Origin of the sequence: Pseudarthrobacter sp. NPDC058362 (assembly GCF_042723515.1) — a bacterium.
Taxonomy (GTDB): Bacteria; Actinomycetota; Actinomycetes; order Actinomycetales; family Micrococcaceae; genus Arthrobacter.
Genome location: NZ_JBHXIW010000003.1, coordinates 318,701 through 343,538, shown reverse-complemented (window position 1 = coordinate 343,538; position 24,838 = coordinate 318,701). Strand labels below are relative to the sequence as shown.

Annotated in this window: 18 protein-coding genes; 3 read left to right on the top strand and 15 right to left on the bottom strand. The window is 66.4% G+C overall.

Going from position 1 to position 24,838, the window contains the following annotated elements; genetic code table 11:
* Positions 1-99: 99 nt before the first annotated feature.
* The 11 genes from whiA to ACFWIX_RS09085 all read right to left on the bottom strand — a co-directional run bounded on the left by whiA (position 100) and on the right by ACFWIX_RS09085 (position 14,482).
* Positions 100-1,080, bottom strand: coding sequence for a DNA-binding protein WhiA (gene whiA, locus ACFWIX_RS09135; protein WP_377215803.1), 981 nt, complete (start codon positions 1,078-1,080; stop codon positions 100-102).
* Between the two features lie 9 nt (positions 1,081-1,089).
* A complete protein-coding gene (gene yvcK, locus ACFWIX_RS09130; protein WP_377215802.1) occupies positions 1,090-2,109 on the bottom strand; it encodes a uridine diphosphate-N-acetylglucosamine-binding protein YvcK in 1,020 nt (339 codons plus the stop codon).
* The gene (rapZ, locus tag ACFWIX_RS09125) at positions 2,109-3,032 is read right to left on the bottom strand and encodes an RNase adapter RapZ (RefSeq protein ID WP_377215801.1); all 924 of its coding nucleotides are present in this window, start codon (positions 3,030-3,032) and stop codon (positions 2,109-2,111) included. The genes yvcK and rapZ overlap by 1 nt, the downstream gene beginning before the upstream one ends.
* A 67-nt stretch (positions 3,033-3,099) precedes the next feature.
* Positions 3,100-5,100 carry an excinuclease ABC subunit UvrC gene (gene uvrC, locus ACFWIX_RS09120; RefSeq protein WP_377215800.1) on the bottom strand — a complete coding sequence of 667 codons (2,001 nt, stop codon included), beginning with the start codon at positions 5,098-5,100 and terminating at the stop codon, positions 3,100-3,102.
* Between the two features lie 53 nt (positions 5,101-5,153).
* Entirely contained in the window at positions 5,154-5,822 is a 669-nt protein-coding gene (locus ACFWIX_RS09115) for a lysophospholipid acyltransferase family protein (protein WP_377215799.1), read from the bottom strand.
* Positions 5,809-6,525 carry an HAD hydrolase-like protein gene (locus tag ACFWIX_RS09110; RefSeq protein ID WP_377215798.1) on the bottom strand — a complete coding sequence of 239 codons (717 nt, stop codon included), beginning with the start codon at positions 6,523-6,525 and terminating at the stop codon, positions 5,809-5,811. Before ACFWIX_RS09110 ends, ACFWIX_RS09115 begins: the two co-directional genes overlap by 14 nt.
* 79 nt (positions 6,526-6,604) lie before the next feature.
* The gene (gene uvrA, locus ACFWIX_RS09105; protein WP_377215797.1) at positions 6,605-9,526 is read right to left on the bottom strand and encodes an excinuclease ABC subunit UvrA; all 2,922 of its coding nucleotides are present in this window, start codon (positions 9,524-9,526) and stop codon (positions 6,605-6,607) included.
* Positions 9,527-9,582: 56 nt separating this feature from the next.
* On the bottom strand, positions 9,583-9,978 hold the full coding sequence (locus ACFWIX_RS09100) for a GntR family transcriptional regulator (protein WP_377215796.1): 396 nt from the start codon (positions 9,976-9,978) through the stop codon (positions 9,583-9,585).
* Entirely contained in the window at positions 9,975-11,693 is a 1,719-nt protein-coding gene (locus tag ACFWIX_RS09095; RefSeq protein ID WP_377215911.1) for an ABC transporter ATP-binding protein, read from the bottom strand. The genes ACFWIX_RS09100 and ACFWIX_RS09095 overlap by 4 nt, the downstream gene beginning before the upstream one ends.
* Positions 11,694-11,794: 101 nt before the next feature.
* Complete coding sequence (locus ACFWIX_RS09090; RefSeq protein WP_377215795.1) at positions 11,795-13,552, bottom strand: ABC transporter ATP-binding protein; 1,758 nt, start codon at positions 13,550-13,552, stop codon at positions 11,795-11,797.
* A gap of 105 nt (positions 13,553-13,657) precedes the next feature.
* Positions 13,658-14,482: a trans-aconitate 2-methyltransferase gene (locus tag ACFWIX_RS09085; protein WP_377215794.1), complete on the bottom strand. Its 825-nt coding sequence runs from the start codon at positions 14,480-14,482 to the stop codon at positions 13,658-13,660.
* A 97-nt stretch (positions 14,483-14,579) separates the two neighbouring features.
* Between ACFWIX_RS09085 and ACFWIX_RS09080 the strand changes: the two genes are divergently transcribed.
* From ACFWIX_RS09080 to ACFWIX_RS09070, 3 genes are read left to right on the top strand one after another with little or no spacing between them, the layout of a single operon-like run.
* Complete coding sequence (locus ACFWIX_RS09080) at positions 14,580-17,123, top strand: DEAD/DEAH box helicase (protein ID WP_377215793.1); 2,544 nt, start codon at positions 14,580-14,582, stop codon at positions 17,121-17,123.
* 27 nt (positions 17,124-17,150) lie between these two features.
* Complete coding sequence (locus ACFWIX_RS09075) at positions 17,151-17,651, top strand: GNAT family N-acetyltransferase (RefSeq protein ID WP_377215792.1); 501 nt, start codon at positions 17,151-17,153, stop codon at positions 17,649-17,651.
* Entirely contained in the window at positions 17,644-18,966 is a 1,323-nt protein-coding gene (locus tag ACFWIX_RS09070) for an alpha/beta fold hydrolase (protein ID WP_377215791.1), read from the top strand. The genes ACFWIX_RS09075 and ACFWIX_RS09070 overlap by 8 nt, the downstream gene beginning before the upstream one ends.
* Here the strand turns inward: ACFWIX_RS09070 and ACFWIX_RS09065 are convergent.
* From ACFWIX_RS09065 to coaE, 4 genes are all read right to left on the bottom strand, one after another.
* Complete coding sequence (locus ACFWIX_RS09065) at positions 18,952-20,274, bottom strand: MFS transporter (RefSeq protein ID WP_377215790.1); 1,323 nt, start codon at positions 20,272-20,274, stop codon at positions 18,952-18,954. The two genes, ACFWIX_RS09070 and ACFWIX_RS09065, sit on opposite strands and share 15 nt — an antisense overlap.
* Positions 20,275-20,295: 21 nt before the next feature.
* Positions 20,296-21,324 (bottom strand): TerC family protein, encoded by a 1,029-nt coding sequence (locus ACFWIX_RS09060; RefSeq protein WP_377215789.1) that lies wholly within the window; start codon positions 21,322-21,324, stop codon positions 20,296-20,298.
* A gap of 164 nt (positions 21,325-21,488) precedes the next feature.
* Positions 21,489-23,588 (bottom strand): excinuclease ABC subunit UvrB, encoded by a 2,100-nt coding sequence (uvrB, locus tag ACFWIX_RS09055; protein WP_377215788.1) that lies wholly within the window; start codon positions 23,586-23,588, stop codon positions 21,489-21,491.
* 9 nt (positions 23,589-23,597) lie between these two features.
* Complete coding sequence (gene coaE, locus ACFWIX_RS09050) at positions 23,598-24,821, bottom strand: dephospho-CoA kinase (protein WP_377215787.1); 1,224 nt, start codon at positions 24,819-24,821, stop codon at positions 23,598-23,600.
* Positions 24,822-24,838 lie beyond the last annotated feature (17 nt).

The following is a 24,838-nucleotide window of genomic DNA, read 5'->3' as shown; positions in this document are numbered from 1 at the left end:
AAATCCTCCAATATCGTGGACCTCCCGGTCCTTCTGGTGTCTCTCGGATTGTGCATCCGGACGTCAGGCGCCCGGAATTATTTCGATTCTATGGGCCTGCTACTCGTCCAGCATTTCCGGCGTCACATTGGCGTCCGTGCCGGGAATTCCCAGGTCGATGGCGCGTTTGTCCGCCATAGCCAGCAGCCGGCGGATCCGTCCGGCGATGGCGTCCTTGGTCATCACCGGATCCGCGAGGCGGCCCAGTTCGTCCAGGCTGGCCTGTTTATGCGCCACGCGCAGCTCGCCAGCGTACTTCAGGTGGTCCGGGACGTCGTCGCCAAGGATTTCCAACGCACGCTCCACCCGTGCTCCGGCCGCAACGGCTGCCTGGGCGGAGCGGCGGAGGTTGGCGTCGTCGAAGTTCGCCAGGCGGTTGGCTGTCGCGCGGACCTCCTTGCGCATGCGGCGTTCCTCCCACACCATCAGCGCGTCATGGGCGCCCATCCGGGTCAGCAGGGCGGCAATCGTGTCCCCGTCGCGGATGACCACGCGGTCTACGCCCCTGACCTCCCGGGCCTTGGCCTGGATGTCCAGTCGGCGGGCGGCGCCCACGAGTGCAAGTGCAGACTCCGGGCCAGGGCAGGTGACTTCCAAAGAGGATGAGCGGCCGGGCTCCGTGAGGGAGCCGTGCGCCAGGAAGGCGCCCCGCCACACCGCTTCGGCGTCCGCAGCTGATCCGTTGACGACGGCGGACGGCAGCCCCCGCACGGGGCGTCCCCTGCCGTCGAGCAGTCCGGTCTGCCGGGCCAGCGCCTCGCCGTCGCGCACCACGCGGACCACGTAGCGGCTGGCGCGGCGCAGGCCGCCGGCTGACACCACGATGATTTCGCTCTGATGCCCGTAGACCTCGGCGATGGCGGCGCGGAGCCGGCGGGCTGTGGATGCCAGGTCCACCTCCGCCTCGATGACGATCCGGCCGGAGATGATGTGGAGGCCGCCGGCGAACCGGAGCATGGCGGAGACCTCGGCCTTGCGGACGGAGGATTTCTTGATGTCCAGCCGGGACAGTTCTTCCTTGACTGATGCTGTCAGTGCCATGGCACCTTCCTAACTGTTCCCGAATATGTCCTGGTACGCCGTGGCCAGACGCAGGGGGTCATGGACGGGCCGGCGACCCGACGCCCCTACTTTACCCAAGACAACCTCTGCGCCGATCATCTCCGCCGCCCGTTCGAACTCCACCCGGTCCGGCACCGAGGCGGGGTCGGCCAGCACCACGTCCACGCTGAAGCCGGGAGCGTACCGGCGGAGCGCGTGCAGGTGGTCCGCCGCGGACATCCCCATGGTTTCCCTGGTGTCCGTGGCCAGGTTCATCGTCAGGCAGCGTTTGGCCGCCGTGCTGCAGAGCGCCTCGCGCATCTCGGGCAGCAGCAGGTGCGGGAGGACCGAGGTGTACCAGGACCCCGGGCCCAGGATGACCCAGTCCGCAAGTTCAATGGCGCTCAGGGCCTCGACGCAGGCGGGCGCATTCTCGGGAAGCAGCCTGACGTGCTCCAGCGATCCGGCCACCGCGCACTTGGCCTGGCCACGGACCGTCTCCAGGGCAGTGGTGCCGTCCGGGGCGGTGACGCGCGCCTCTCCCTCGATGGTCAGGGGAACAGTGGACATCGGCAGGACCTGGCCCCGGGCTCCGAGCAGCGCACCGGCCCACTTGAGCCCGCCCACCGCATCGCCCAGCAGTTCCCACAAGGTCACGATCAGCAGGTTTCCCATGGCGTGCTCGTCCAGCGATCCGCCCGGGCCCTTGCCCGGCTGGAACCGGTGCTGCATGACGTCGCGCCAGGTGCGGCCCCAGTCGGTGTCGTCGCACAGGGCGGACAGCGCCATCCGGAGATCCCCCGGCGGGAGGACACCGTACTCCTCGCGCAGGCGCCCGGAAGAACCGCCGTCGTCCGCTACCGTGACGATGGCCGTCAGCTCTGAGGTGAGCAGGCGCAGCGCCGAAAGGGAGGCCGACAGGCCGTGGCCGCCGCCAAGCGCCACGACGTTGGGCCCCTTGTCCTGCTGGCTGGCGACGCCGGCGGCCGGAGCCGGCACCAGGGGCAGGGCTCCGGTAAACAGCCCCATTATTCCCGGCCCAGGTCCCGGTGCGTGGTGGTCACGGTGACCCGGGGAAACTGTGCCAGCTTCTTCGAAATCTCCATGGCTACCGCCACGGAGCGGTGTTTGCCGCCGGTGCAGCCGACCGCGATGGTGGCGTAATGCTTATTCTCCCTGCGGTAGCCGTCCAGCACCGGCTCCAGCGCCATCACATAGCGGTCAACGAAGCTCTTGACGCCCTCAGCCTCAAGGACGTAATCGCTGACCTCCTTGTCCAGGCCGGTGTGGGGACGCAGCTGCGGCACCCAGTGCGGGTTGGGAATGAAGCGGACGTCCGCCACGTAGTTGGCGTCCACGGGCAATCCGTACTTGAAACCGAAGCTCATGACGTTGATGCGCAGCGCAACGGGGCCGGACTCGCTGAACAGTTCGGTGATGGCGGTCGCCAGGCCATGGACGTTGTAGCTGGAGGTGTCAATGACGACGTCGGAGCTGTCGCGGAGTTCCTGGAGCAGCTCGCGTTCGGCGGCAATTCCGTCCAGGATCCTGCCGCCGCCCTGCAGCGGGTGCGGCCGGCGGCCCTGCTCGAAGCGGCGGACCAGCACATTGTCGCTGGCATCCAGGAAGAGCACGCGGAACGTGATGCCGCTGGCCTCCAGCGCGCCCAGGGCAGCCCGGATGTCGGCGAACAGGCCCTTGCTGCGCACGTCCACCACCACCGCAAGCCGCGGGATTGACTGGGGCGCGTGGGAAACGAGTTCGGCGAGGGTGCCGAGCATCTGCGGGGGCAGGTTTTCCACGACGTACCAGCCGTGGTCCTCCAGGGCATCCGCTGCGGTGCTCCGGCCTGCCCCGGACATCCCGGTGACCACCAGCAGCTCCGCCTCCAGCGGCTTGACGGGTTCCATCCCGTCCCGCCCTGCGCCGGATTCCGCCGTTGTGCCTGCCATCAAGTCCCCGATTCCGTTCGTTGTACTGCCGGTGGGCCGCACCGGCGGTCCCCGTCCTTTACCCTAGCTAAGTTTCGATGATTTCGCCGGTGGTCATGTTGATGGCGGGCGCGGCCGGAGCCTCCATGTCTGAGGCCGCGAAGTGGCTGACGATCGCTCCCGCCAGCGCCGGACCGATCCCCTTGGCCATGGCGAGCTCCTCGGCCGAAGCAGCCTTGACGCCCTTGACGGATCCAAAGTGCGCCAGGAGGGCCTTGCGTTTGGCTGCGCCGAGCCCGGGCACGCTGTCCAGCGCGGACACGGTCATGGCCTTGCCCCGCTTCTGCCGGTGGAACGAGATGGCGAACCGGTGGGCTTCGTCGCGGATGCGCTGGAGGAGGTAGAGCCCCTGGGAGGACCGGGGCAGGATGACCGGGAAGTCGCTGTCCGGCAGCCATACTTCTTCCAGCCGTTTGGCCAGTCCCACCACGTAGACGTCGTCGATGCCCAGGTCAGCCAGGGCCCGGGCGGCAGCGTTCACCTGCGGCTTGCCGCCATCCACCACGACCAGGTTGGGCGGGTAGGCGAACTTTGCCTTGGGGGCGGGAGTGGTGGTGTCCAGCGCGGCACCGGTCGCCCCGGGTGACGCCTCCCCGGCCTCAGCAGCCGACCCGTCCACCTGGGCGGTCTTGTCCTGCAGGTAGTGCCGGAACCGGCGCGTCAGGACGTCCCGCATGGCGGCGGTGTCATCAGCGGCGGCAGCCCCTGAGATGGAGAATTTGCGGTAGTCCGCCTTTTTGGGGAGCCCGTCCTCCACCACCACCATGGACGCCACCACGTTGGTTCCCTGCACATGCGAGACGTCGAAGCACTCGATCCGGAGGAGGGCCACCGGCAGGTCCAGGGCCTCCTGGAGCTCCTGCAGCGCCTGCGACCTGACCGTGAGGTCGCCCGCACGGCGCGTCTTGTGCAGCTTCAGGGCATGTTCGGCGTTTTCCCGGACAGTCCCCATCAACGTTGCCTTGTCGCCACGGCGGGGCACCCGGATGTCCACTTTCGCACCGCGCAGCCCGCCGAGCCAGCGGGCCAGTTCTTCGGCGTTGCTTGGTTCTACGGGGACCAGGACCTCGCGGGGGAGCCGGCCCTCCGTGTCGCCGTCTTCGCCGTAGACCTGCTGGAGCAGGTGCTCCACCAGGTCCGGTGTGCTGGAGTCCTCAACCTTTTCCACCACCCAGCCGCGCTGGCCGCGGACCCGGCCGCCACGGACATGGAACACCTGCACGGCAGCCTCAAGCTCGTCCTCGTGCAGGGCAAAGATGTCCGCGTCCGTATCCTCGGCGAGCACCACGGCGTTGCGTTCGAACACCTTCCGCATGGCGGTGATGTCGTCACGGATCCGAGCGGCGCTTTCATAGTCAAGCCTCGCCACCGCCTCGCCCATCTGTTTTTCCAGCTTGGCAATGAACCTCTTTGCCTCGCCGCCCATGAAGGCGCAAAAGTCGTCGGCCAGGGCCCGGTGGTCCTCCGGCGAAATGCGTCCCACGCACGGCGCCGAGCACTTGTCGATGTAACCCAGCAGACAGGGGCGGCCACTGGCCTCGGCCCGCTTGAAGACACCGGCGCTGCAGCTCCGGACCGGGAAGACCCGCAGGAGCGTGTCCATGGTTTCCCGGATCGCCCCGGCAGTGTAGGGACCGAAGTACCGCGTCCCCTTGCGGCGGTCGCCGCGCATCACCTGGACGCGGGGGTACTTCTCGCCCATGGTCACGGCGAGATAGGGGTACGTTTTGTCGTCCCGGAACACCACATTGAAGCGTGGCTTGAATTCCTTGATCCAGGTGTATTCCAGCTGCAGCGATTCGAGCTCGCTGCCCACCACGGTCCACTCCACGCTGCTGGCGGCATGCACCATGGCGTGGGTCTTGGGCATCAGGCCTGCGGGGTTGGCGAAGTAGGAGTTCAGCCGCGACCGGAGGCTCTTGGCCTTACCCACGTAAATGACGCGGCCGTGCGGGTCCCGGAACCGATACACCCCCGGGTTGGTGGGAATTTCACCGGTCCGGGGACGGTAACTTGCTGGATTTGCCACTTATCCATTCTACTGAGCCGGCGGGCGGCGCCCGGCCGGCGTTCGCAGTTGGCCTACTCCGCGGTCTTGCTCTGGTTGTAGCTGGTGGACCGTTCCTGGCCGCTGAGGGCAGCGATGGCATCCATGATCCGGTCCGTTACTTCGCGGCGTGCCGGCAGCGAATGGTCCGGGCCGGTCTTGTCGAAGTAGAGCGGCTCTCCGACCTTCATGGTGAAGTGCTGCGGGCGGACGCCCTTCTCGCCCGCGCGCTGGAGTTTTTCGGTACCGATCAGTCCGACCGGAACCACTGGCGCGCCGGTGGTCAGCGCCAGCCAGCCAACGCCGGTCCGGCCGCGGTAGAGGATGCCGTCCCGGGAGCGGGTCCCTTCCGGATAGATTCCGATGCCCTTTCCCGCCTCCAGGATGTCCAGGAGTGTCTTCAGGGCCTGCACGCTGGCGGCCTGCTCCCCACGCTCCACCGGGATGGAACCGACGGACTCAAAGAACGCTTTCATGGCCCTGCCTTTGAGTCCCCCGGTGGTGAAGTACTCGGCCTTGGCAAAGAAGGCGACAGGCCGGGGCATCAGGGCCTGGACTATCACGCTGTCGAAAAAGGAAAGGTGGTTCGGCGCAACGATGAAGGGGCCTTGCGTTGGGACGTTTTCAAGTCCCACAACGGTGGGCCGGCAGGTGCCGGCAATCAGGTTTCGAGTGCTCCAGCGGACGGCATCAAACATTTCCATCGTTGGTCACCTCGCTCATGGCCGCGGTGTGGATGGCGTGAAGCCGGCCAACGGCTTCCAGGAGGGCTGCGGGGGTATCGACGACGGCGACAGCGCCGGCCGCCTCCAGCTCACCTTCGGGCGCAAATCCCCAGGCGACGCCAATGCAGTCGAGTCCATTCGCGACCGCGCCGTCCACGTCCTGGGCACGGTCCCCCACCATGACGGCGTGCTGGGTGTCCAGGCCCCGGAGCGCGGCAGCGATGATAGCCGTCTTACCGACGGGAACGCCTTCGACGGCGGTTTCGTCGTCGGGCGCCCCATGGATGCCACGGAAGAACCCGTCAATCCCGTGCAGGGCCAGCAGCTTGCGGGCCAGGCCCTGGGGTTTCTGGGTGGCGACCGCCAGCGGCCGTCCGGCTGCGGCAAAAGACTCCAGCACATCCCTGATGCCGGGGTAAAGGCGGCTTTGCGCCATTCCGGTGGCGGCGTAGTGGCTACGGTAGCGGCGCACGACGTCCCCCAGCCTGTCCGCCGGGACTTTGGCGACATTCAACAGCGAGTCACTGAGCTTGGGGCCGATCATGGCCTCCAGCAGTTCCGGCGCAGGTACGGGAAGTCCGGCTTCTGCCAGGGCTGCGGAGATGCCCCCTGTTATCCCACCGGCCGGGTCGACAAGAGTGCCGTCCAGGTCAAAGATCACGGGCACTGTTGTTTGAGTCACCGGGTTAGTTTCTCATGAGAGCACACAAGCCCGAAACTCGCATTCCCGTTAAGGAATATTCGAGTACCGGGCCTGCAGGCTACCCCAGGATTTCGGCGAGGAACCGGGCCGTGTGGCTGGTGGTGGACTTGGCGACCTGCTCCGGAGTCCCGGAAGACACGATCTGGCCGCCGCCGGACCCGCCGTCCGGGCCAAGGTCCACAATCCAGTCCGCGCTCTTGATGACGTCGAGGTTGTGCTCGATGGTGATGACCGTGTTGCCTTTGTCCACCAGGCCCTGGAGCACCAGGAGGAGCTTGCGGATGTCCTCGAAGTGCAGGCCGGTAGTGGGCTCGTCCAGCACGTAGATGCTGCGGCCGTTGGAACGTTTTTGGAGCTCCGAGGCCAGCTTGACGCGCTGCGCTTCACCGCCGGAGAGCGTGGTGGCGGGCTGGCCCAGGCGCACGTAGCCGAGTCCGACGTCTACCAGCGTCCGGAGATGCCGGGCGATCGGAGTGAACGCAGCGAAAAACTCCGCTGCTTCCTCGATGGGCATGTTGAGGACATCGGCAATGGTCTTGCCCTTGTAGTGCACCTCAAGCGTCTCGCGGTTGTAGCGCGCACCGTGGCACACCTCGCACGGGACGTAGACATCCGGCAGGAAGTTCATCTCGATCTTCAGTGTTCCGTCACCGGAACAGGCCTCGCAACGGCCGCCCTTGACATTGAACGAAAAGCGGCCGGGAAGGTAGCCGCGCACTTTGGCCTCGGTGGTCTCCGCGAATAGCTTGCGGATGTTGTCGAAGACCCCGGTGTAGGTTGCCGGGTTGGAGCGCGGCGTACGGCCGATGGGGCTCTGGTCCACGTGGACCACCTTGTCCAGGTGTTCCAGCCCCTGGACCGTCTTGTGCCGGCCGGCCACCTGCTTGGCGCCGTTGAGCTTGTTCGCCAGGACCTTATAGAGGATTTCGTTGACCAGCGTGGACTTGCCGGAGCCGCTGACGCCGGTCACGGCCGTGAACAGCCCCAGCGGGAACGCGGCATCCACGTTCAGCAAATTGTTTTCCCGGGCGCCGACCACCTTGATCTCGCGCTTCTTGTCGTACTTGCGGCGCTTGGCCGGGACGTCGATTTTCTTGCGTCCGGCAAGGTAATCGCCCGTCAGCGAAGCCTTGTTTTCCAGCAGGGCCGGGTAGGAACCCGAGTGGACCACTTGGCCGCCGTGCTCCCCTGCGCCCGGTCCGATGTCCACAATCCAGTCGGCAACCTGGATGGTGTCCTCGTCATGTTCCACGACGATGAGAGTGTTGCCCATGTCCCGCAGCCGGGTGAGGGTGTCGATGAGGCGGCGGTTGTCCCGCTGGTGGAGCCCGATGGAGGGTTCGTCCAGCACATAGAGCACGCCCACCAGGCCGGAGCCGATCTGGGTGGCAAGCCGGATCCGCTGGGCTTCGCCGCCGGACAGGGTGGCCGAGGGCCGCTCCAGGTTAAGGTATTCGAGTCCCACGTCCAGGAGGAAGGTGAGACGGGCCTGGATCTCCTTGAGGACCTGGTGCGCGATCTGGGCCTCGCGGCCCGTCAGTACAAGATTGTTCAGGAAGGCTGCGCAGTCCCGCATGGGAAGCGCGGCCACCTCGGCGATGGACTTGCCGTTGATCAGGACCGAGAGTGACGCCGGGTTCAGCCTGGCGCCGTTGCATGCGGGGCACGGAACCTGCCGCATGAATTCCTCGTAGCGGTCACGGGCCCAGTCCGAGTCCGTTTCGCCGTGCTTGCGGTGCACGTACTGGATGGCGCCTTCAAACCCGGTGCTGTATTTGCGTTCGCGGCCGAAGCGGTTCCGGTACTGCACCACCACTTTATGGTCCTTGCCGTGCAGGACGGTCTGGCGGACGTCCCTGCCCAGCTGTTCCCACGGGGTGTCCATGGAGAAGCCCAATTCGGAGGCCAGCCCTTCGAGGAGCCGGTTCCAGTATTCCGTGGTGGCAGTGCCGAGCGACCAGGGCGCGATGGCACCTTCGGACAGCGACAGCTCGGGGTTGGGAACGATGAGTTCCTCGTCGACTTCCAGTCGCGTTCCGATGCCGCTGCAGGCTGCGCAGGCACCGAAGGGGTTGTTGAACGAAAAGGACCGGGGTTCGATCTCGTCGATCGCGAGGGGATGCTCGTTAGGACATGCCAGGTTTTCGGAGAAGGCCCTGATCTTGCCCGCGGCGTCCGCTTCCAGGTCGACGAAGTCCGCCAGTACGCGCCCTTCGGCCAGTCCCAGAGCCGTCTCAATCGAGTCCGTCAGACGCTGCCTGATGCCTTCCTTCACCACGAGCCGGTCAACCACTACTTCGATGGTGTGCTTGAACTGCTTGCCCAGCTTGGGCGGGTCGCTGAGCTGGATGAGGTCGCCGTCCACCCGGGCGCGCGAGTAGCCCTTGGCCGTCAGTTCCTTGAACAGGTCCACGAACTCGCCCTTGCGGCCCCGGACGACCGGCGCGAGGACCTGGAAGCGGGTTCCTTCGTCCAGCTCCAGAAGCTGGTCCACAATCTGCTGGGGAGTCTGCTTGGTGACCGGCTCACCGCACTCTGGGCAGTGCGGACGCCCCACGCGGGCCCAAAGCAGGCGCATGTAGTCGTAAATTTCGGTTATGGTTCCCACCGTGGACCGGGGGTTTTTGCTGGTGGACTTCTGGTCGATGGAGACTGCCGGGGACAGGCCCTCGATGAAGTCAACGTCGGGTTTGTCCACCTGTCCCAGGAACTGGCGTGCATAAGCGGAGAGTGATTCCACGTAGCGGCGCTGGCCCTCGGCGAAGATGGTGTCGAAAGCCAGGGAGGACTTGCCGGAACCGGACAGCCCGGTGAAGACGATCATGGCGTCGCGGGGCAGGTCAAGGTCCACGTTCCGGAGGTTGTGTTCGCGTGCTCCCTTGACCACCAGCCGGGACAGGTCCGGGCGGTGCGGTACAACATCCGATCCGGCGGAAAGAACGGAAGGGGCGGCGGTTTCTTCAGCTAGGGCTTTAGGCACCCCACTATGCTAATCGAAAATTTCTTCGAACCTCCACGCAGGACAACCTCACGTCCCTACTGGCCGGCGTCGTACGCCGCGGCCAGTAGCTGGACTGCCTCCGCGAAGGTGGCGCCCTGCGCCCTGGCAGCTGCTGCATAGTCGGCGGCGGCCGCGGACAGCCCGCCCAGCCGCTCGTCCCGCGGGCAGACGACGGTGCCGTTCCGGCCGCGCGTGGCCACGACCCCCGCTGCTTCCAGTTCCTTGTAGGCCCGGGCCACGGTATGCGGGGCGACCTCCAGTTCCTCCGCCAGCGCCCGCACCGCCGGCAGGCGGGTCCCGGGCGGCAGAGTGCCCCTGTCCACCAGATGGATGAGCTGCAGGCGCAGCTGCTCAAACAGCGCCACGGTACTGGTGGGATTGGGCCGCCATGATCCCGGAAAATCCTGGGCGGCGGTCCTGGCGGCGTTCACGATCCGGCCTCCAGCGCTACCGCGCGGTCCTTCCGAGATGTGAACTGCGCGTTGTAGAGCCTGGTGTAATAGCCGTTGGCAGCGAGGAGTCCCTGGTGGGTTCCCTGCTCAACGATGCGTCCGTGGTCCATGACCAGAATTAGATCAGCGTTGCGGACCGTGGACAAACGGTGGGCGATGACCAGGCTGGTCCTGCCGCGGAGCAGCCGTTCCATCGCCTGCCTGATCAGGAGCTCGGTCCGGGAGTCGACCGAGCTTGTTGCCTCGTCCAGGACCAGGATGTCGCGCCTGGCCAGCTGGGCCCGGGCAATGCTGATCAACTGCCGCTGGCCCTCGCTCAGGGGGTCGCCGCCGTTCTCGAGCACGGTGGCATAGCCGTCCGGCAGGGAGCGCACGAAGCGGTCCACATGGCTGGCTTCGGCGGCCGCCATGATGGCCTCTTCCGGCGCCTCCGGATTCCCGTACGCGATATTGTCGCGGATGGTCCCGCCGAACAGCCACGTGTCCTGGAGGACCACGCCGAACCTGGCCCGAAGCCTGTCCCTCGCAATCGCGCCCAACTCCACCCCGCCGAGGGTGATGCGGCCGGAGTCCGGCTCACAGAAGCGCAGCAGGAGGTTCACCACCGTGGACTTGCCCGCACCGGTATGGCCCACAATTGCTACGCTCTGTCCGGGCTCTGCCGTGAAGGAGAGGTTGGCTACAGCGGGACCTGCGCCCGCGTAGGCAAATGTTACGTCCTCGAACACGATGCGCCCGTCTGCCGGAACGGCTTCGTCGCCTTGGCGCTCGCCCGGATCTTCGCCGGCGTCGAGGAGGGCAAACACCCGCGCCGCGGATGCCACGCAGGACTGGATCAGGCTCAGCATGCCGCCAATCTGGCCCACAGGCTGGGTAAAGAGCCGGCTGAACTGGATGAAAGCCTGGATGCCGCCGATGGTCATGGCGCCTGCCATAACCTGGAAAGCACCCACCACGGCCACGGCTATGTAGTTCAGGTTGGACACCAGCGCCATGAGGGGCTGGACCATTCCGGCGGAGAACTGCGCCCGCGCGGCCGCCCATTCCAGCCGGTCGTTGCTGCGGGCGAAAACCCCTGCTGCCCGCCCCTGCTGCCCAAACGCCTTGATGACCTCGTGGCCGGTGACGAATTCCTCAACGTGCGAGTTGAGCTCTCCGGTTTCCTTCCACTGCCTGGCGTAGTTGGCCTGGGACCTGCGCGTCACCAGGACAGTGATGAGGGTGGACACAGGCACCGTAGCCAGGGCGATAACCGCGAGGAGCGGTGAAATCCACAGCATCATCGCCAGCGAACCGCTGAGCATGAGCACGGACATAATGAGTTGGGTCAGCAGCTGGTTCAGCGCCTGGGCGATGTTGTCCACGTCGTTGGTGGCCCTGCTGAGCACATCCCCCCGGGACGTTCCCTGGAAGTACGTGGACGGGAGGCGGTGCAGCTTCTCTTCCAGGGCGCCGCGGAGTCCGTGCATGAGGCCCTGGACGGACCTGGCCGTCAGGACACCCTGGACCCAGTTGAACAGCGACGCCAGGATATACATCGACGCCACGAGGACCAGCAGCAGCCCCAGCCGCCCCTCATCGAGGCCGACCCGCAGTACGCCGGCCACCACGACGTCGGTGGCGTCGCCCAGGTATTTCGGTGCTGCGACGTTCAGGCCGGAGAACACACAGGTGGCAATCACTGCCCCAACCATGTAGCGGCGGTATGGCGCCAGCAGCCCCAGGAGCCTTCCGGCGGTGGCCCAAAAGGCAGCGTCCGTGTCCGGGGTGGCAGTTTCCCTGGGTGGCCGTCGCTTCACTGCTGGCCGCCCAGCGCGAGTTGCGAGTCCGCGATCTCGCGGTATGTGGACGACATCTGCAGCAACTCCGCGTGGGTACCCTGGGCGACGATGCGCCCGTCGTCGAGCACCAGGATCCTGTCGGCGTTCCGCACTGCCGAAATACGTTCGGCCACCACCACCACGGCCGCGGCAGCAAGTGCCGCGCCGAGCGCATCCCGGAGCCTCGTGTCCGTGTCATAGTCCAACGCGGAAAAGCTGTCATCGAACAGGAACAGGGGCGCAGGGCGCAGCAGCGCACGGGCAACGCAGAGGCGCTGCCGCTGACCGCCGGAGAGATTGGTTCCGCCCTGGCCCACCGGCGTCTCCAGCCCGAGCGGCAGGTGTGCCATGAAACGCATCGTCTGGGCTGTTTCGAGGGCATGCCACAGCTCGCTGTCGGTGGCTCTGGGTGCCGCCATCCTCAGGTTGTCCGCAATGGTGCCGGTAAAGAGGTGGGCGTGCTGGGGAACGAGCGACATGGACGCCCTCAGGGCATCCAGCGGTAGTTCCCTGATGTCCGTTCCGCCCAGTTTGATCCGCCCGTGGGTGGAGTCCAGGAAACGCGGGACCAGGTTCAACAGTGTGGACTTGCCGCTGCCGGTGGAACCAACGATTGCCGTGGTGGTCCCCGGTACCGCAGCGAAACTGATGTCTGCCAGCACGGGTACCTCCGCGCCGGGATACGAAAAGCCCACGTCATGAAATTCCAGGAGACCCTCGGCTGCTGTCGGCGACATCTCGCCGTGCGGCCGGTCCCTGGCCTGCAGCGGGACGTCGCGGACTGAAGATTTTGCAGCCAGCACCGCTTCTATACGCTCGGCGCTGACTGATGCCCGCGGCGCGGACATGAGCACGTACATAGACATCATGATGGCCAGCAGGATCTGCAGGATGTAGGAAATGAAGGCCGTCAGGGCCCCGATGTTCATGTCGCCCGCCTGGATCAGGTGGCCTCCGAACCACACCACGGCAACGGAGGACAGGTTGACCACCAGCATGATGAGCGGCAGCATCCCGGCAACAAGCAGCGCGGACTGCAGGTTGTTCGCCGTGAGGCTGCTGTTGGTCCGGCCGAAACGGCGGATTTCATGGTCCTGGCGGACAAAGGCCCGAATGGCCTGTGCCCCGATGATTTGTTCCCGGAGGATCCCACCCGCCCGGTCCAGCAGCTCCTGCCCCTCGCGGTAAAGCGGGACGAGGCGGCGCACGATCCCGTACATCACCAGCATGAGGACGGGAACAATGACGATGACCACTCCGGACAGGGCCACATCCTGTTGCAGGGCCAGAACGGTTCCGCCCACCCCCATGGCTGGACCGGCCACCAGCATGGTGAAGGCGAGCACAGCGAACGCCTGGATCTGTTGCGCATCATTGGTAGCCCGCGTGGTGAGGCTGTGGGTGCCGAAGGCAGCGATGTCCTGGCTGGAAAGTGTCTGGATCCGTGCGAAAGTCTCCGCCCGCAGGCGGTGCCCGATCCGCATGGCCACCACGGCAGCGAAGTATCCTGCCCCTATGGCTGCTGCTGCCTGCAGCGCGGCAACGGCGGCCATGACCAGGCCAAGCCGGGAGATGACAGCGGCATTTCCTGCAACGATGCCGTCATCGATGATCGCCGCATTGACCGTAGGCAGCATCAGGTTCGCCGCCGCCTGCACGAGCTGCAGCAGCACGATGGAGGCCACTGGGAGCTTCTGGCCCTCGAGCATCCGCCCCATCAACCCGATCAGCAAGGTGCCTCCACTTGGGTGCGGGGGTCCCGGGGGTGGCCAGGTCGGGCGGTGACACCCTGGCACGGCCGGACGGCTATTGTTGGCCGGATCACGTCTTGCCAGCCGTCACACCACATTACTGCGGCTGTCAAGATCATCCAACGAATGGATCGAACCCATTTTCCGGCCGACGGCAAAGACGCGCCGGAACGGAAACACCGTGCCGTGCCGGGTCGCAGGATACGCGGACCTCAGGGCGGCTGAGTACTCGTCCTCGAACCGGGCCGATTCCTCGGCGGACAGTGCTGCGAGGACAGGGCGAAGCGCAGTTCCCCGCACCCACTGGAGCACTGGATCCGGTCCTGGCAGAACCTGCTGGTAGGTGGTCTCCCAGGCATCGGCTTCGAACCCCGCGTCAAGGAGGATGCCAAGATAGTCCGCGGCGTTGCCCGCAGAATCCCCTCCCCTCAGCACGCCGTCAAGCCGTGGAGCCCATCCGGCCGACGCCGCCAGTTCACGCATCAGCACGTGGGACGGGGCGTCGAAATTGCCGGGCACCTGGAGTGCGAACCACGATCCGGGAGCCAATTGGGACAGCCAGCGCCGCATCAGGTCCTGGTGACCGGGCACCCACTGCAGCGCAGCGTTGCTGACCACCACGTCCGTTCCGGGCGCGGGCTCCCAAGCGGCAATGTCCCGCAGTTCGAAACGCAATGATGGAAACTGCCTGGACAGCGGCGCTGCACGGTCCAGCATGTCTGCCGACGAGTCCACGCCGACGACGTCCGCCTCCGGCCAGCGTTCCGCCAGCGAGGACGTCAGGTTGCCCGGCCCGCAGCCCAGGTCGACCACCAGCCCCGGCCGCGCGGCCCCGATCCTGGCCGTGAGGTCGAAGAACGGCCGGTCACGGTGCCCGCCGAACTGGACATACTTGGCTGGATCCCATTTCACGGCTGTCTCCACGGTGAGTCGATGCGTCGGCTACCGCGTAGCCTAGCGCGGTCCCGAAAGGATCCGGGACTGCGGCAGGGCACTAAGCTGGAAACCAATGAAACTCGTTGACCAGCTGCCCCGACCGTCTGCCCCAAACCCGACGGCTGCCGTCGACCCCGACCTGCTGTATACAGGGTTCGTTGAATGGACTGAAAGCCGCGGTATCACGCTCTATCCGGCGCAGGACGAAGCCATTATGGAGCTGGCGACCGGGGCGAACGTCATCCTGGCAACCCCCACGGGATCGGGGAAGTCGCTGGTGGCCACCGCGGCCCACTTCCAGGCCATGGCGCGCGGTGAGCGGAGCTACTATACCGCGCCCATCAAGGCCCTGGTCTCGGAGAAATTCTTCGCCCTCTGCGAGACCTTCGGGGCAGAAAATGTCGGCATGATCACCGGCGATTCCGGCGTCAACCAGGACGCGCCGATCATCTGCTGCACGGCCGAAATCCTGGCCAATACCGCCCTGAGGGAAGGCGCAGCCGCCAGCCTTGGCACGGTCATCATGGACGAGTTCCACTTCTACTCCGACCCCCAGCGGGGCTGGGCGTGGCAGGTACCGCTCCTGGAACTGCCGCAGGCCCAGTTTCTGCTGATGTCCGCCACCTTGGGCGATGTGAGCCGATTCGAGGAGGGCCTCACCTCGCTGACCGGCCGCGCCACCACCACGGTGAGCTCCGCCGAACGCCCTATTCCGCTGCATTACTACTACCACGAGACCCCCGTCCACGAGACGCTCGAGGAACTGCTCTCCACCCGGCAGGTTCCGGTATATGTGGTGCACTTCAGCCAGGTCGAAGCGATCGACCGCGCTCAAAACCTGATGAGCATCAACGTGTGCACGCGGGAGGAAAAGGACCGGATCGCTGAACTGATCGCGGGCTTCCGGTTCGCCGCAGGCTTCGGCAAAACGCTCAACCGGCTGGTCCGCCACGGTATCGGCGTCCACCATGCCGGGATGCTGCCCAAGTACCGCCGGCTGGTGGAACAGCTCGCGCAGGCAGGGCTGCTGAAGGTCATCTGCGGCACGGACACGCTGGGCGTGGGGATTAACGTGCCCATCCGCACCGTCCTCCTCACAGCACTGAGCAAGTACGACGGCGTACGCACCCGGCTGCTCAACTCCCGTGAGTTCCACCAAATTGCGGGCCGGGCCGGCCGGGCGGGCTACGACACCGCCGGGACCGTGGTGGTCCAGGCGCCGGAGCACGTCACCGAGAACGTCCGGGCCATGGCCAAGGCAGTGGCCAAGTTCGGCGACGACCAGAAGAAGCTGCGCCAAGTAGTGAAAAAGAAACCGCCGGAAGGATTCGTTTCCTGGGGCGAGCCCACGTTCAAGCGGCTGGTGGAGTCGATTCCGGACCCGTTGGCGTCCAGCTTCACGGTAACCCACGCCATGCTGATGAACCTGATGGAACGCCCGGGCGACCCCTTCGCCGCCGCACGGCGGCTCCTCACCGAAAACCACGAAAACCGGCCATCCCAGCTCCGCCTGATGAAGAAGGCCCTCGGCATCTACCGCGAACTGCTGGCCGCCGAGGTGGTGGAGCGGATCCCGGCGAATGAGCAGGGCCCGGACGGGCGCACCGTCCGGTTGACCGTCCACCTGCAGCCGAACTTCGCCCTGAACCAGCCGCTCTCGCCGTTTGCCCTGGCCGCGCTTGAGCTCCTGGACCCGGAGTCGCCGTCGTACGCCCTGGACGTGGTGTCCGTGATCGAGGCGACCCTGGAGAAACCCCGCCAGATCCTCTCCGCCCAGCAGAAGAAAGCCCGCGGCGAGGCGGTGGCGGCCATGAAGGCGGACGGCATCGAGTACGACCAGCGGATGGCCATGCTGGACGAGGTGACCTACCCGCAGCCCCTGGCGGAGCTGCTGGGCGAGGCGTTCGAGGTGTACCGGAAGGCCGCCCCCTGGGTGGGCGACTTCGAACTGGCGCCCAAGTCAGTGGTCCGTGACATGTACGAACGCGCCATGAACTTCGGCGAGTTCGTCCAGTTCTACGGACTGGCGCGCTCCGAGGGCATCGTGCTGCGGTACCTGGCGGATGCGTTCCGGGCGCTCCGGCAGACGGTCCCCCAGGACATGCTGCGCGAAGATCTGGAGGATCTCACGGCCTGGTTGGGTGAATTGGTACGGCAGGTGGATTCGAGCCTCCTGGACGAGTGGGAGGAACTGGCGTCCGGAGCGGCACCCACGCCGCACGATGCGCCGCCGCCTCCGCCGCCGTCGCTCACCTCAAACATCCGGGCGTTCCGGGTGATGGTGCGCAACGAGATGTTCCGCCGCGTGGAACTGTTCGCGGATGAGGACGCCTCAGCCCTGGGCGAGCTGGACGGCGCCTCCGGATGGGACGCCGAGCGCTGGGAGGACGCGCTGGACGCCTACTTCGACGACCACGACGACATCGGCACCGGACCGGCCGCGCGCGGGCCCGGCCTGCTGATCATCACCGAAGAACCGGGCATCTGGAAGGTGCGGCAGATCTTCGACGACCCCGCCGGTGACCACGACTGGGGAATTTCCGCGGAGGTGGACCTCGCGGCCTCCGACGAGACGGGCACCGCAGTGGTGAGGGTGACGGACGTCAACCGCCTCTGAGCGCCTCCGCGTTGGTAAGCTCGGGGAATGAGTGCCATCCGCCCCGCAACGCCCCACGATGTCCCCGCCATCCTCCGCATGATCCACGAGCTGGCGCGTTATGAGAAGGAGCCGGACGCCGTCCGCAACACACCTGAAATGCTGCACAGGGTGCTGTTCGGCGAGAACCCGCGCGTCTTCGCCACCATGGCGGAAAACGCTGCGGGCGAAGTGCAGGGCTTCGCGCTCTGGTTCCTGAATTACTCCACCTGGGAGGGCACGCACGGGATCTACCTGGAGGACCTCTACGTTAGCCCGGAGGCACGCGGCGAAGGCCACGGCAAGGCGCTGCTGCAGCACCTTGCCGTCACCGCCGTCGAGAACGGCTACGCCCGGGTGGAATGGAGCGTGCTGGACTGGAACGAGCCGTCCATCAACTTCTACCGCAGCCTCGGCGCGCGGCCCATGGACGGGTGGTCCACCTTCCGGCTGACCGGGGACGCGCTGTCACAGTTCGGCAGCCCCGTCGGCGCCGGCTCGCATGGCTGAGAACGGACACCGGGTCCGGGCCTGCCACGCCTTCCGCGGCATGCGGACCGTGGAGCACGAGGTCCAGGCGCCCCTGGACCATTTCGCAGCTGACCCGGCCGGCGGCGAAACCATTACGGTCTTCGCCCGCGAATACGTGTCTGCTGAGCACAGCCCCGCGGAAGCCGAGCGGCTGCCGTGGCTGCTTTACCTGCAGGGCGGCCCCGGTGGGCGCGGAAACCGCTGGGGTTCGCTGGGCGGCTGGGCGAAGGCCGCTGCCCGGGAGTTTCGCATCCTGATGCTGGACCAGCGCGGAACCGGACTGTCCACTCCTGCCGACCGGCACACGCTGCCGCTGCGCGGTGGGGACCAAGAGCAGGCGGCCTACCTGGAACATTTCCGCGCCGATTCGATCGTGGCGGACGCCGAACTTATCCGGCAGGCGCTCGGGTCCGGCCCGTGGACCGTTTACGGCCAAAGCTATGGCGGCTTCTGTGCTTTGACGTACCTTTCCTTTGCTCCGGAGGGGCTGAAAGAGGCACTGGTCACCGGTGGCCTGCCGCCGCTTACCGGACCGGCCGACGACGTCTACCGGGCAACGTTCCAGCGCGTCGCCGCCCGCAACGCCGAGTATTTCAGTTGGTACCCGGAAGACCGGACGACCGTCGAGCGCATTGCCCGGCACCTGCGCGGCACCCTCGAAGTGCTGCCCGACGGCAGCCCCCTCACCGTAGAGCGGTTCCAGATGGTCGGCGCGCTGCTGGGCGGCAACACGAGGGTGGACAGCCTGCACAGCCTCCTGGAGGACGCCTTCACTGATTCGGTGACCGGGCCACGGCTTTCGGACGCGTTCCTTGACCAGGTCCAGGGCCTGGTGTCGCGCCGGTCCAACCCGCTGTATGCGCTCATGCACGAATCCATCTACGCCCAGGGCCAGGCCACCGACTGGGCGGCGTGGCGGGTCCTGGAAGAATTCCCGGAGTTCCGGCCGGAAGCCGAACCACTCCTCCTCACCGGTGAAATGGTCTACCCGTGGTACTTCCGCCAGGATCCGGCGCTGGCACCGCTAGCCGGCGTGGCCCAACTGCTGGCGGCGAAGCAGGACTGGATGAACCTGTACGACCTGGACCGGCTGGCGGCCAACACCGTGCCGGCAGCCGCTGCCGTCTACGCCGACGATATCTATGTGGACCGGAAGCTGTCGCTGGAGACAGCGGCGAGGATCAAGGGTCTTCAGGTCTGGGAAACCGGGGACTTCCACCACGACGGCATCGCCGACGACGGCGAAGCCATCTTTGCCAGGCTGCTCGGAATGGCCCGCTCAGCCGGCAGCTGACGCCGGGGCGGGGCCGCGGCGGCCCGTGAGCACGATGGCGCCCAGCACCACCGCGGCCAGCGCGGCTGCGCCGGCGTTCAGCCCGGGGTAGCCGACCCAGCTCAGGATCAGGCCGGACATCCCGGCACCGACAGCACCGGCGCCGCTCATCAGCGTATCCGAGACACCCTGGGCCAGTACCCGGTCGCCCGGAGCGACGCTTTCCGCGAGGAGGGTCGAACCGGCAATGGTCGCCGCCGACCAGCCGAGGCCCAGCAGCACCAGCCCCACGGTAACCAGCTCTGGACGGCCCGCTCCGAGCCCGGCCGTCAGGGCGGCCGCCAGGATCAGTCCGTGACCCAGCACGAGGGTCGGGAGCCGCCCGGCCCTGTCCGTGAGCCACCCCATCACCGGGGACAGGGCGTACATTCCGGCGATGTGCAGCGAGATGGTGAACCCGATCAGGACGAAGACGTCAGTGCTGGCCGCATGCGCGTGGCCGGCGCCTGGGTGGAGGGGGCCTTCGGTCAGCAGCTGGAGGTGCAGGGGCGTCATCGACATGACGGCGGCCATGGCGGCGTGCGCCGTCACCACGGCCAGCATCGCCAGCCTGGCAGACGGTGAAGACCGGACTGCGGCGAGGCCGCGTTTCAGCACGCCCCGCTGCCGGCCGGGCGGGCGCGCGGCTTCCCCGCGAAGCGCGAGGGCGTGCAGCAACGGATCCGGCCGCAGGCCCACGAGCAGGAGGAGTGCTGCGAGGCCCAGCCCTGCTGCGGAGAAAATGAACGGCCCGGCGATGCCCGGCAGGCCCAGCGCCTCCCCCACGACGGCGCCCGGGCGGATCAGGTTGGGACCCGCCACGGCGCCCGCCGTGACGGCCCAGACGACGACGGCGAGTGAGCGGCCGCGCTTTTCCGGTTCCGCGAGATCCACGGCTGCGAAGCGGGCCTGCAGGTTGGCGGCGGTGCCCAGCCCCAGCAGGGCCGCTCCGGCGAGCAGCAGGATGAAGAGTCCCGTCACGGTGGCTGCGACGACCAGGATGGCTCCGGCCATCCCGGACAGCACGCCGGTGGCGAGGCCGGCCCGCCTGCCGCGCCGTTCTGCCAGCCCGGCCAGCGGCATGGCGGCCACCGCCGTGGCGAGTGTCATCACGGTGGTGACAGCACCGGCCCAGGCGTTGGACCCCGAGAGCTGGACGGCCAGGAGGGAGCCCACGGAGAGGCTTGCCCCGTTTCCGATTCCGCTGAGCAGTTGGGCGGCGCTGAGGATTAAAACGGTACGGCGCTGGACCCTGCGGGGGTCCAGCGCCGTAGCGGTATTCGTGTTCACGCTCCGAGCATAGCCAACCGGCTAGTCAACGTCGCTGTGGCTCTTCCGTACGTCTTCCTCGAGCCGCGGGTCCATGTGGGCGCTTGCGGCCTTGGAGCTGACCAGGCTGGCGATGACGGCAATGAGGATGGTGCCGACGATGACCGCCAGCGAGACGAAGGTGGGAATCTCCGGGGCCCATTCAATGTGCCGGCCGCCGTTGATGAACGGCAGTTCATTGACGTGCATGGCGTGCAGGACCAGCTTCACGCCGATGAACGCCAGAATGAAGGACAGGGCGTGCTTCAGGTAGACCAGGCGGTTCATCAGGCCGCCCAGCAGGAAGTACAGCTGGCGTAGACCCATGAGGGCGAACAGGTTGGCCGTGAAGACGATGAACGGGCTCTGGGTGAGGCCGAAGATGGCCGGGATGGAGTCCACGGCAAAGAGCAGGTCCGTGAGGCCGATGGTGATGAAGACGATGAGCATCGGCGTGAAGACCCGCTTGCCGTCCACGGTGGTGCGCAGCTTGTTGCCGTCGAACTTCTCGGACATCGGGATCACCTTGCGGATGGCGGCGATCATGGGGTTCTCACGGTCCTCTTCGTCCTCACCTTCATCCTGGGCCTGCTTCCAGGCGGTCCAAAGGAGGAAGGCACCGAAGATGTAGAACACCCAGCTGAACTGCTCGATCACGATGGCGCCGAGCATGATGAAGATGCCGCGCAGGATGAGGGCGATGATGATGCCCACCATCAACACTTCCTGCTGGTACTTCCGGGGCACCGAGAAGCGGGCCATGATGATGATGAAGACGAACAGGTTGTCGATGCTGAGACTATATTCGGTGACCCAGCCGGCCACGAACTGGCCGCCGTATTCCGGGCCGGTGAAAAAGAACATCGCTCCGGCGAACACCAGGGCGAGGGTGACGTAAAACGCCACCCACATGCCGGCTTCCTTCATGGAAGGTTCGTGCGGGCGGCGGACCACCAGGAGAAGGTCAATCAGGAGGATCAGTCCGAGGACGGCAAACGAGCCGACCTCGAACCACACGGGCAATTCGAGCACAAGGCAGCCTTTCGCAGGGTACAGAGAAGCGGTGTAAGTCTCTCCGGCCTGCCGGTGCACTTGGTGCTGAATTGGCGGCCCGCTACGCCCGGCGGGGCAACCATGCCCTGCGTGTTGACGATCGTAGCGCTCGGGATACTCCCCTACGTGGCCTTAACTGTACCTTAGGCGTGTCCGGCCGCCTGCATCTGCCGCAGCTCCTTCTTCAGTTCACTGACCTCGTCCCGGATCCTGGCGGCCACTTCGAACTGCAGCTCCGCTGCCGCACCGTGCATCTGCTCGGTGAGCTGTTCGATCAGGCCCACCAGATCCTCGGCAGGTGCAGCCGCCAGCCCGTCGGAACGGACCTTGGCGGCGCCCTTGGCTGCGGACTTGGCCCGCTTGGCACCCTTGGCCAACCGGTTGTTGTTCAGCAGCTCCTGGGTGTCGGCGTCTTCCTTGGCCAGCTGGTCCGTGATGTCGGCGATCTTCTTCCGCAGGGGCTGCGGATCGATCCCGTGCTCGGTGTTGTAGGCCACCTGGATGGCACGGCGCCGGTTGGTCTCGTCGATGGCATGCGCCATGGAATCCGTGATCCGGTCCGCGTACATGTGCACCTGGCCGGAGACATTTCGGGCGGCACGGCCAATGGTCTGGATCAGCGAAGTGGAGGACCTCAGGAAGCCTTCCTTGTCCGCGTCAAGGATGCTGACGAGGGAGACTTCGGGCAAGTCCAGGCCTTCGCGGAGCAGGTTGATGCCCACGAGGACGTCGAAGGTACCCATCCGCAGCTCGCGCAGCAGCTCCACGCGGCGCAGCGTGTCAACGTCCGAGTGCAGGTACTCCACCTTGACCCCGTGCCCCAGGAGGTAGTTGGTGAGGTCCTCGGCCATCCTCTTGGTCAGCGTGGTGACCAGGACGCGCTCGTCCCTCTCGGTCCGTTCCTTGATCTCGCCCAGGAGGTCGTCGATCTGCCCCTTGGTGGGCTTGACCACCACTTCCGGGTCGATGAGTCCGGTGGGCCGGATGATCTGCTGCACGAAGCCGTCCGCCTTGCCGAGTTCGTACTTGCCGGGCGTGGCGGACAGGTAGACGGTCTGGCCCACGCGCTCCAGGAATTCATCCCATTTCAGCGGGCGGTTGTCCATGGCCGACGGCAGGCGAAAGCCGAAGTCCACGAGGTTCCGCTTGCGGGACATGTCGCCTTCGTACATGGCGCCGATTTGCGGGACGGTGACGTGGGATTCGTCAATGACCAGCAGGAAATCGTCCGGGAAGTAATCCAGGAGGCAGTGCGGCGCGGAGCCCGGCTCGCGGCCGTCAATGTGCACCGAGTAGTTCTCGATGCCGTTGCAGAAGCCCATCTGCTGCATCATTTCGAGGTCGTACGTGGTGCGCATCCGGAGCCGCTGGGCCTCGACGAGCTTGTTTTGGCTTTCGAGCACCTTGAGCCGGTCCGCCAGTTCGTCTTCGATCCGCTTGATGGCCCTGGCCATGCGTTCAGGACCGGCGACGTAGTGCGACGCTGGGAAAACGTACATTTCTTCTTCGTCCCGGATCACCTGACCGGTCACGGGGTGGAGCGTCTGGATGTTTTCGATCTCGTCGCCGAAGAACTCGATCCGGATGGCCAGTTCCTCATACATGGGGATGATCTCCACCGTGTCGCCCCGCACGCGGAAGGTGCCGCGGTGGAAGTCGATGTCATTGCGGGCATACTGCATCGCGACGAACTTCCGGAGGAGATGGTCGCGGTTCATCTCGTCGCCCTTGCGGAGCGTCACCATCCCGGCGATGTACTCCTCGGGCGTCCCCAGACCGTAGATGCAGGACACGGTGGCCACCACTACCACATCGCGGCGGGTGAGCAGCGCGTTGGTGGCAGAGTGCCGGAGCCGCTCCACTTCCTCGTTGATGGAGGAGTCCTTCTCGATGAAGGTATCGGTCTGCGCCACGTACGCTTCGGGCTGGTAGTAGTCGTAGTAGGAGACGAAATACTCCACCGCGTTGTTGGGCAGGAGTTCCCGGAACTCGTTGGCGAGCTGTGCGGCGAGGGTCTTGTTCTGCACCATGACCAGGGTGGGCCGCTGTACCTGCTCGATCAGCCAGGCCGTGGTGGCGCTCTTGCCGGTTCCGGTGGCGCCCAGCAGCACCACGTCCTTCTCGCCGTTCCTGATGCGTTCGGTGAGTTCGGCGATGGCGGCGGGCTGGTCACCGGCCGGCTTGAACTCGCTGATGACCTCGAAGGGCGCTACAACACGGTTGATATCCTGCGCAAGGCTCATGAATCTAATCTACAGCCGGGCGGGAGGGTACGACGGCGGCTCCCACCCGGTTGCCTCGGCCCAGGCGGACATCCGGGGCCAGGCGGCTTCGGCGAACCACGGTTCCTTGGCCGCTGCATAGGCGTCGGTATCGGCGTCCCCGGCGAAGTGTTCAGCCAGCGCTGTCTTGTGTTCTTCGTAGAGGCTGCGGGCTTCCGCGTCGCTCCGGAGCCAGTCGCGGAACATCAGGGCGAAACGCCAGCCGGCAGAGCCGGCTGCCCGGACGTGCACGTTGACAGGACGGCCGGGGTCTGCGCTGGCGTGGAATTTTTTCTGCCACAGGGCGGGATCCGGGTGCAGGGGTTTTGGCGTGTCCTGCCCGATGCCCGGCACCGGAGGGAAGCCCGCATCCGCCAGTGCGGGTGCAAGGGCGCCGGCATCTGCCAGGTCCCCCACCACTACCTGCAGGTCGATAACGTCCTTTGCAGCCAGGCCCGGCACCGACGTGGAGCCAATGTGGTCCACCGCCAGGATGAACTCAGGCGCCGCTGCGCCCAACCGCGCCGCCAGACGGGCAGCCTGCTGCTTCCACTCCGTACGGTGCTCTACCAGGACGGGCCCGCCGTTCCGGGGTGCACGGCGGCCCGCGGCGAGGTTGCGGGCAAACGGCGCCAGCCTGCCATCCCACAGCCTGTCGACCTGCTCGAGCAACTCCTCGACGCTGCCGGAATTGTCCAGGACCACGTCCGCTGCGGCGAGCCGGTCCTCCCGTGTGGCCTGTGCAGCCATCCGGGACCGCGCCTCGTCCTCCGACATCCCGCGGTTCGCACGCATCCGCTGCAGCCGGACGTCATCCGGGGCATCAACCACCACCACCAGGTGGAAACCGTTCCCCTGGCCGGTTTCCACCAGGAGCGGAATGTCCTGAACCACCACCGCGTCACCGGCAGCGGCAGCAGTAATCTCTGCGGCGCGCGCCCGGACCAGGGGGTGCACGATGGCGTTCAGGGCCGCCAGTCGTCCGGCGTCGCCAAAGACCGCCGCGCCAAGCTTTGCCCGGTCCAGCCGGCCGTCGCCGCCAAGCATGCCGTCGCCGAATTCTGCCACGATACGGTCCAGGCCCTGGGTCCCAGGCTCGACCACCTCACGGGCCAGCGCGTCTGCGTCCACCAGCACGGCGCCCCGGCTCCGGAGCCGGGCAGCCACCACCGATTTTCCTGAGGCAATTCCGCCCGTCAGTCCAATTTTCAACACGCCGCCAGCCTACTAGC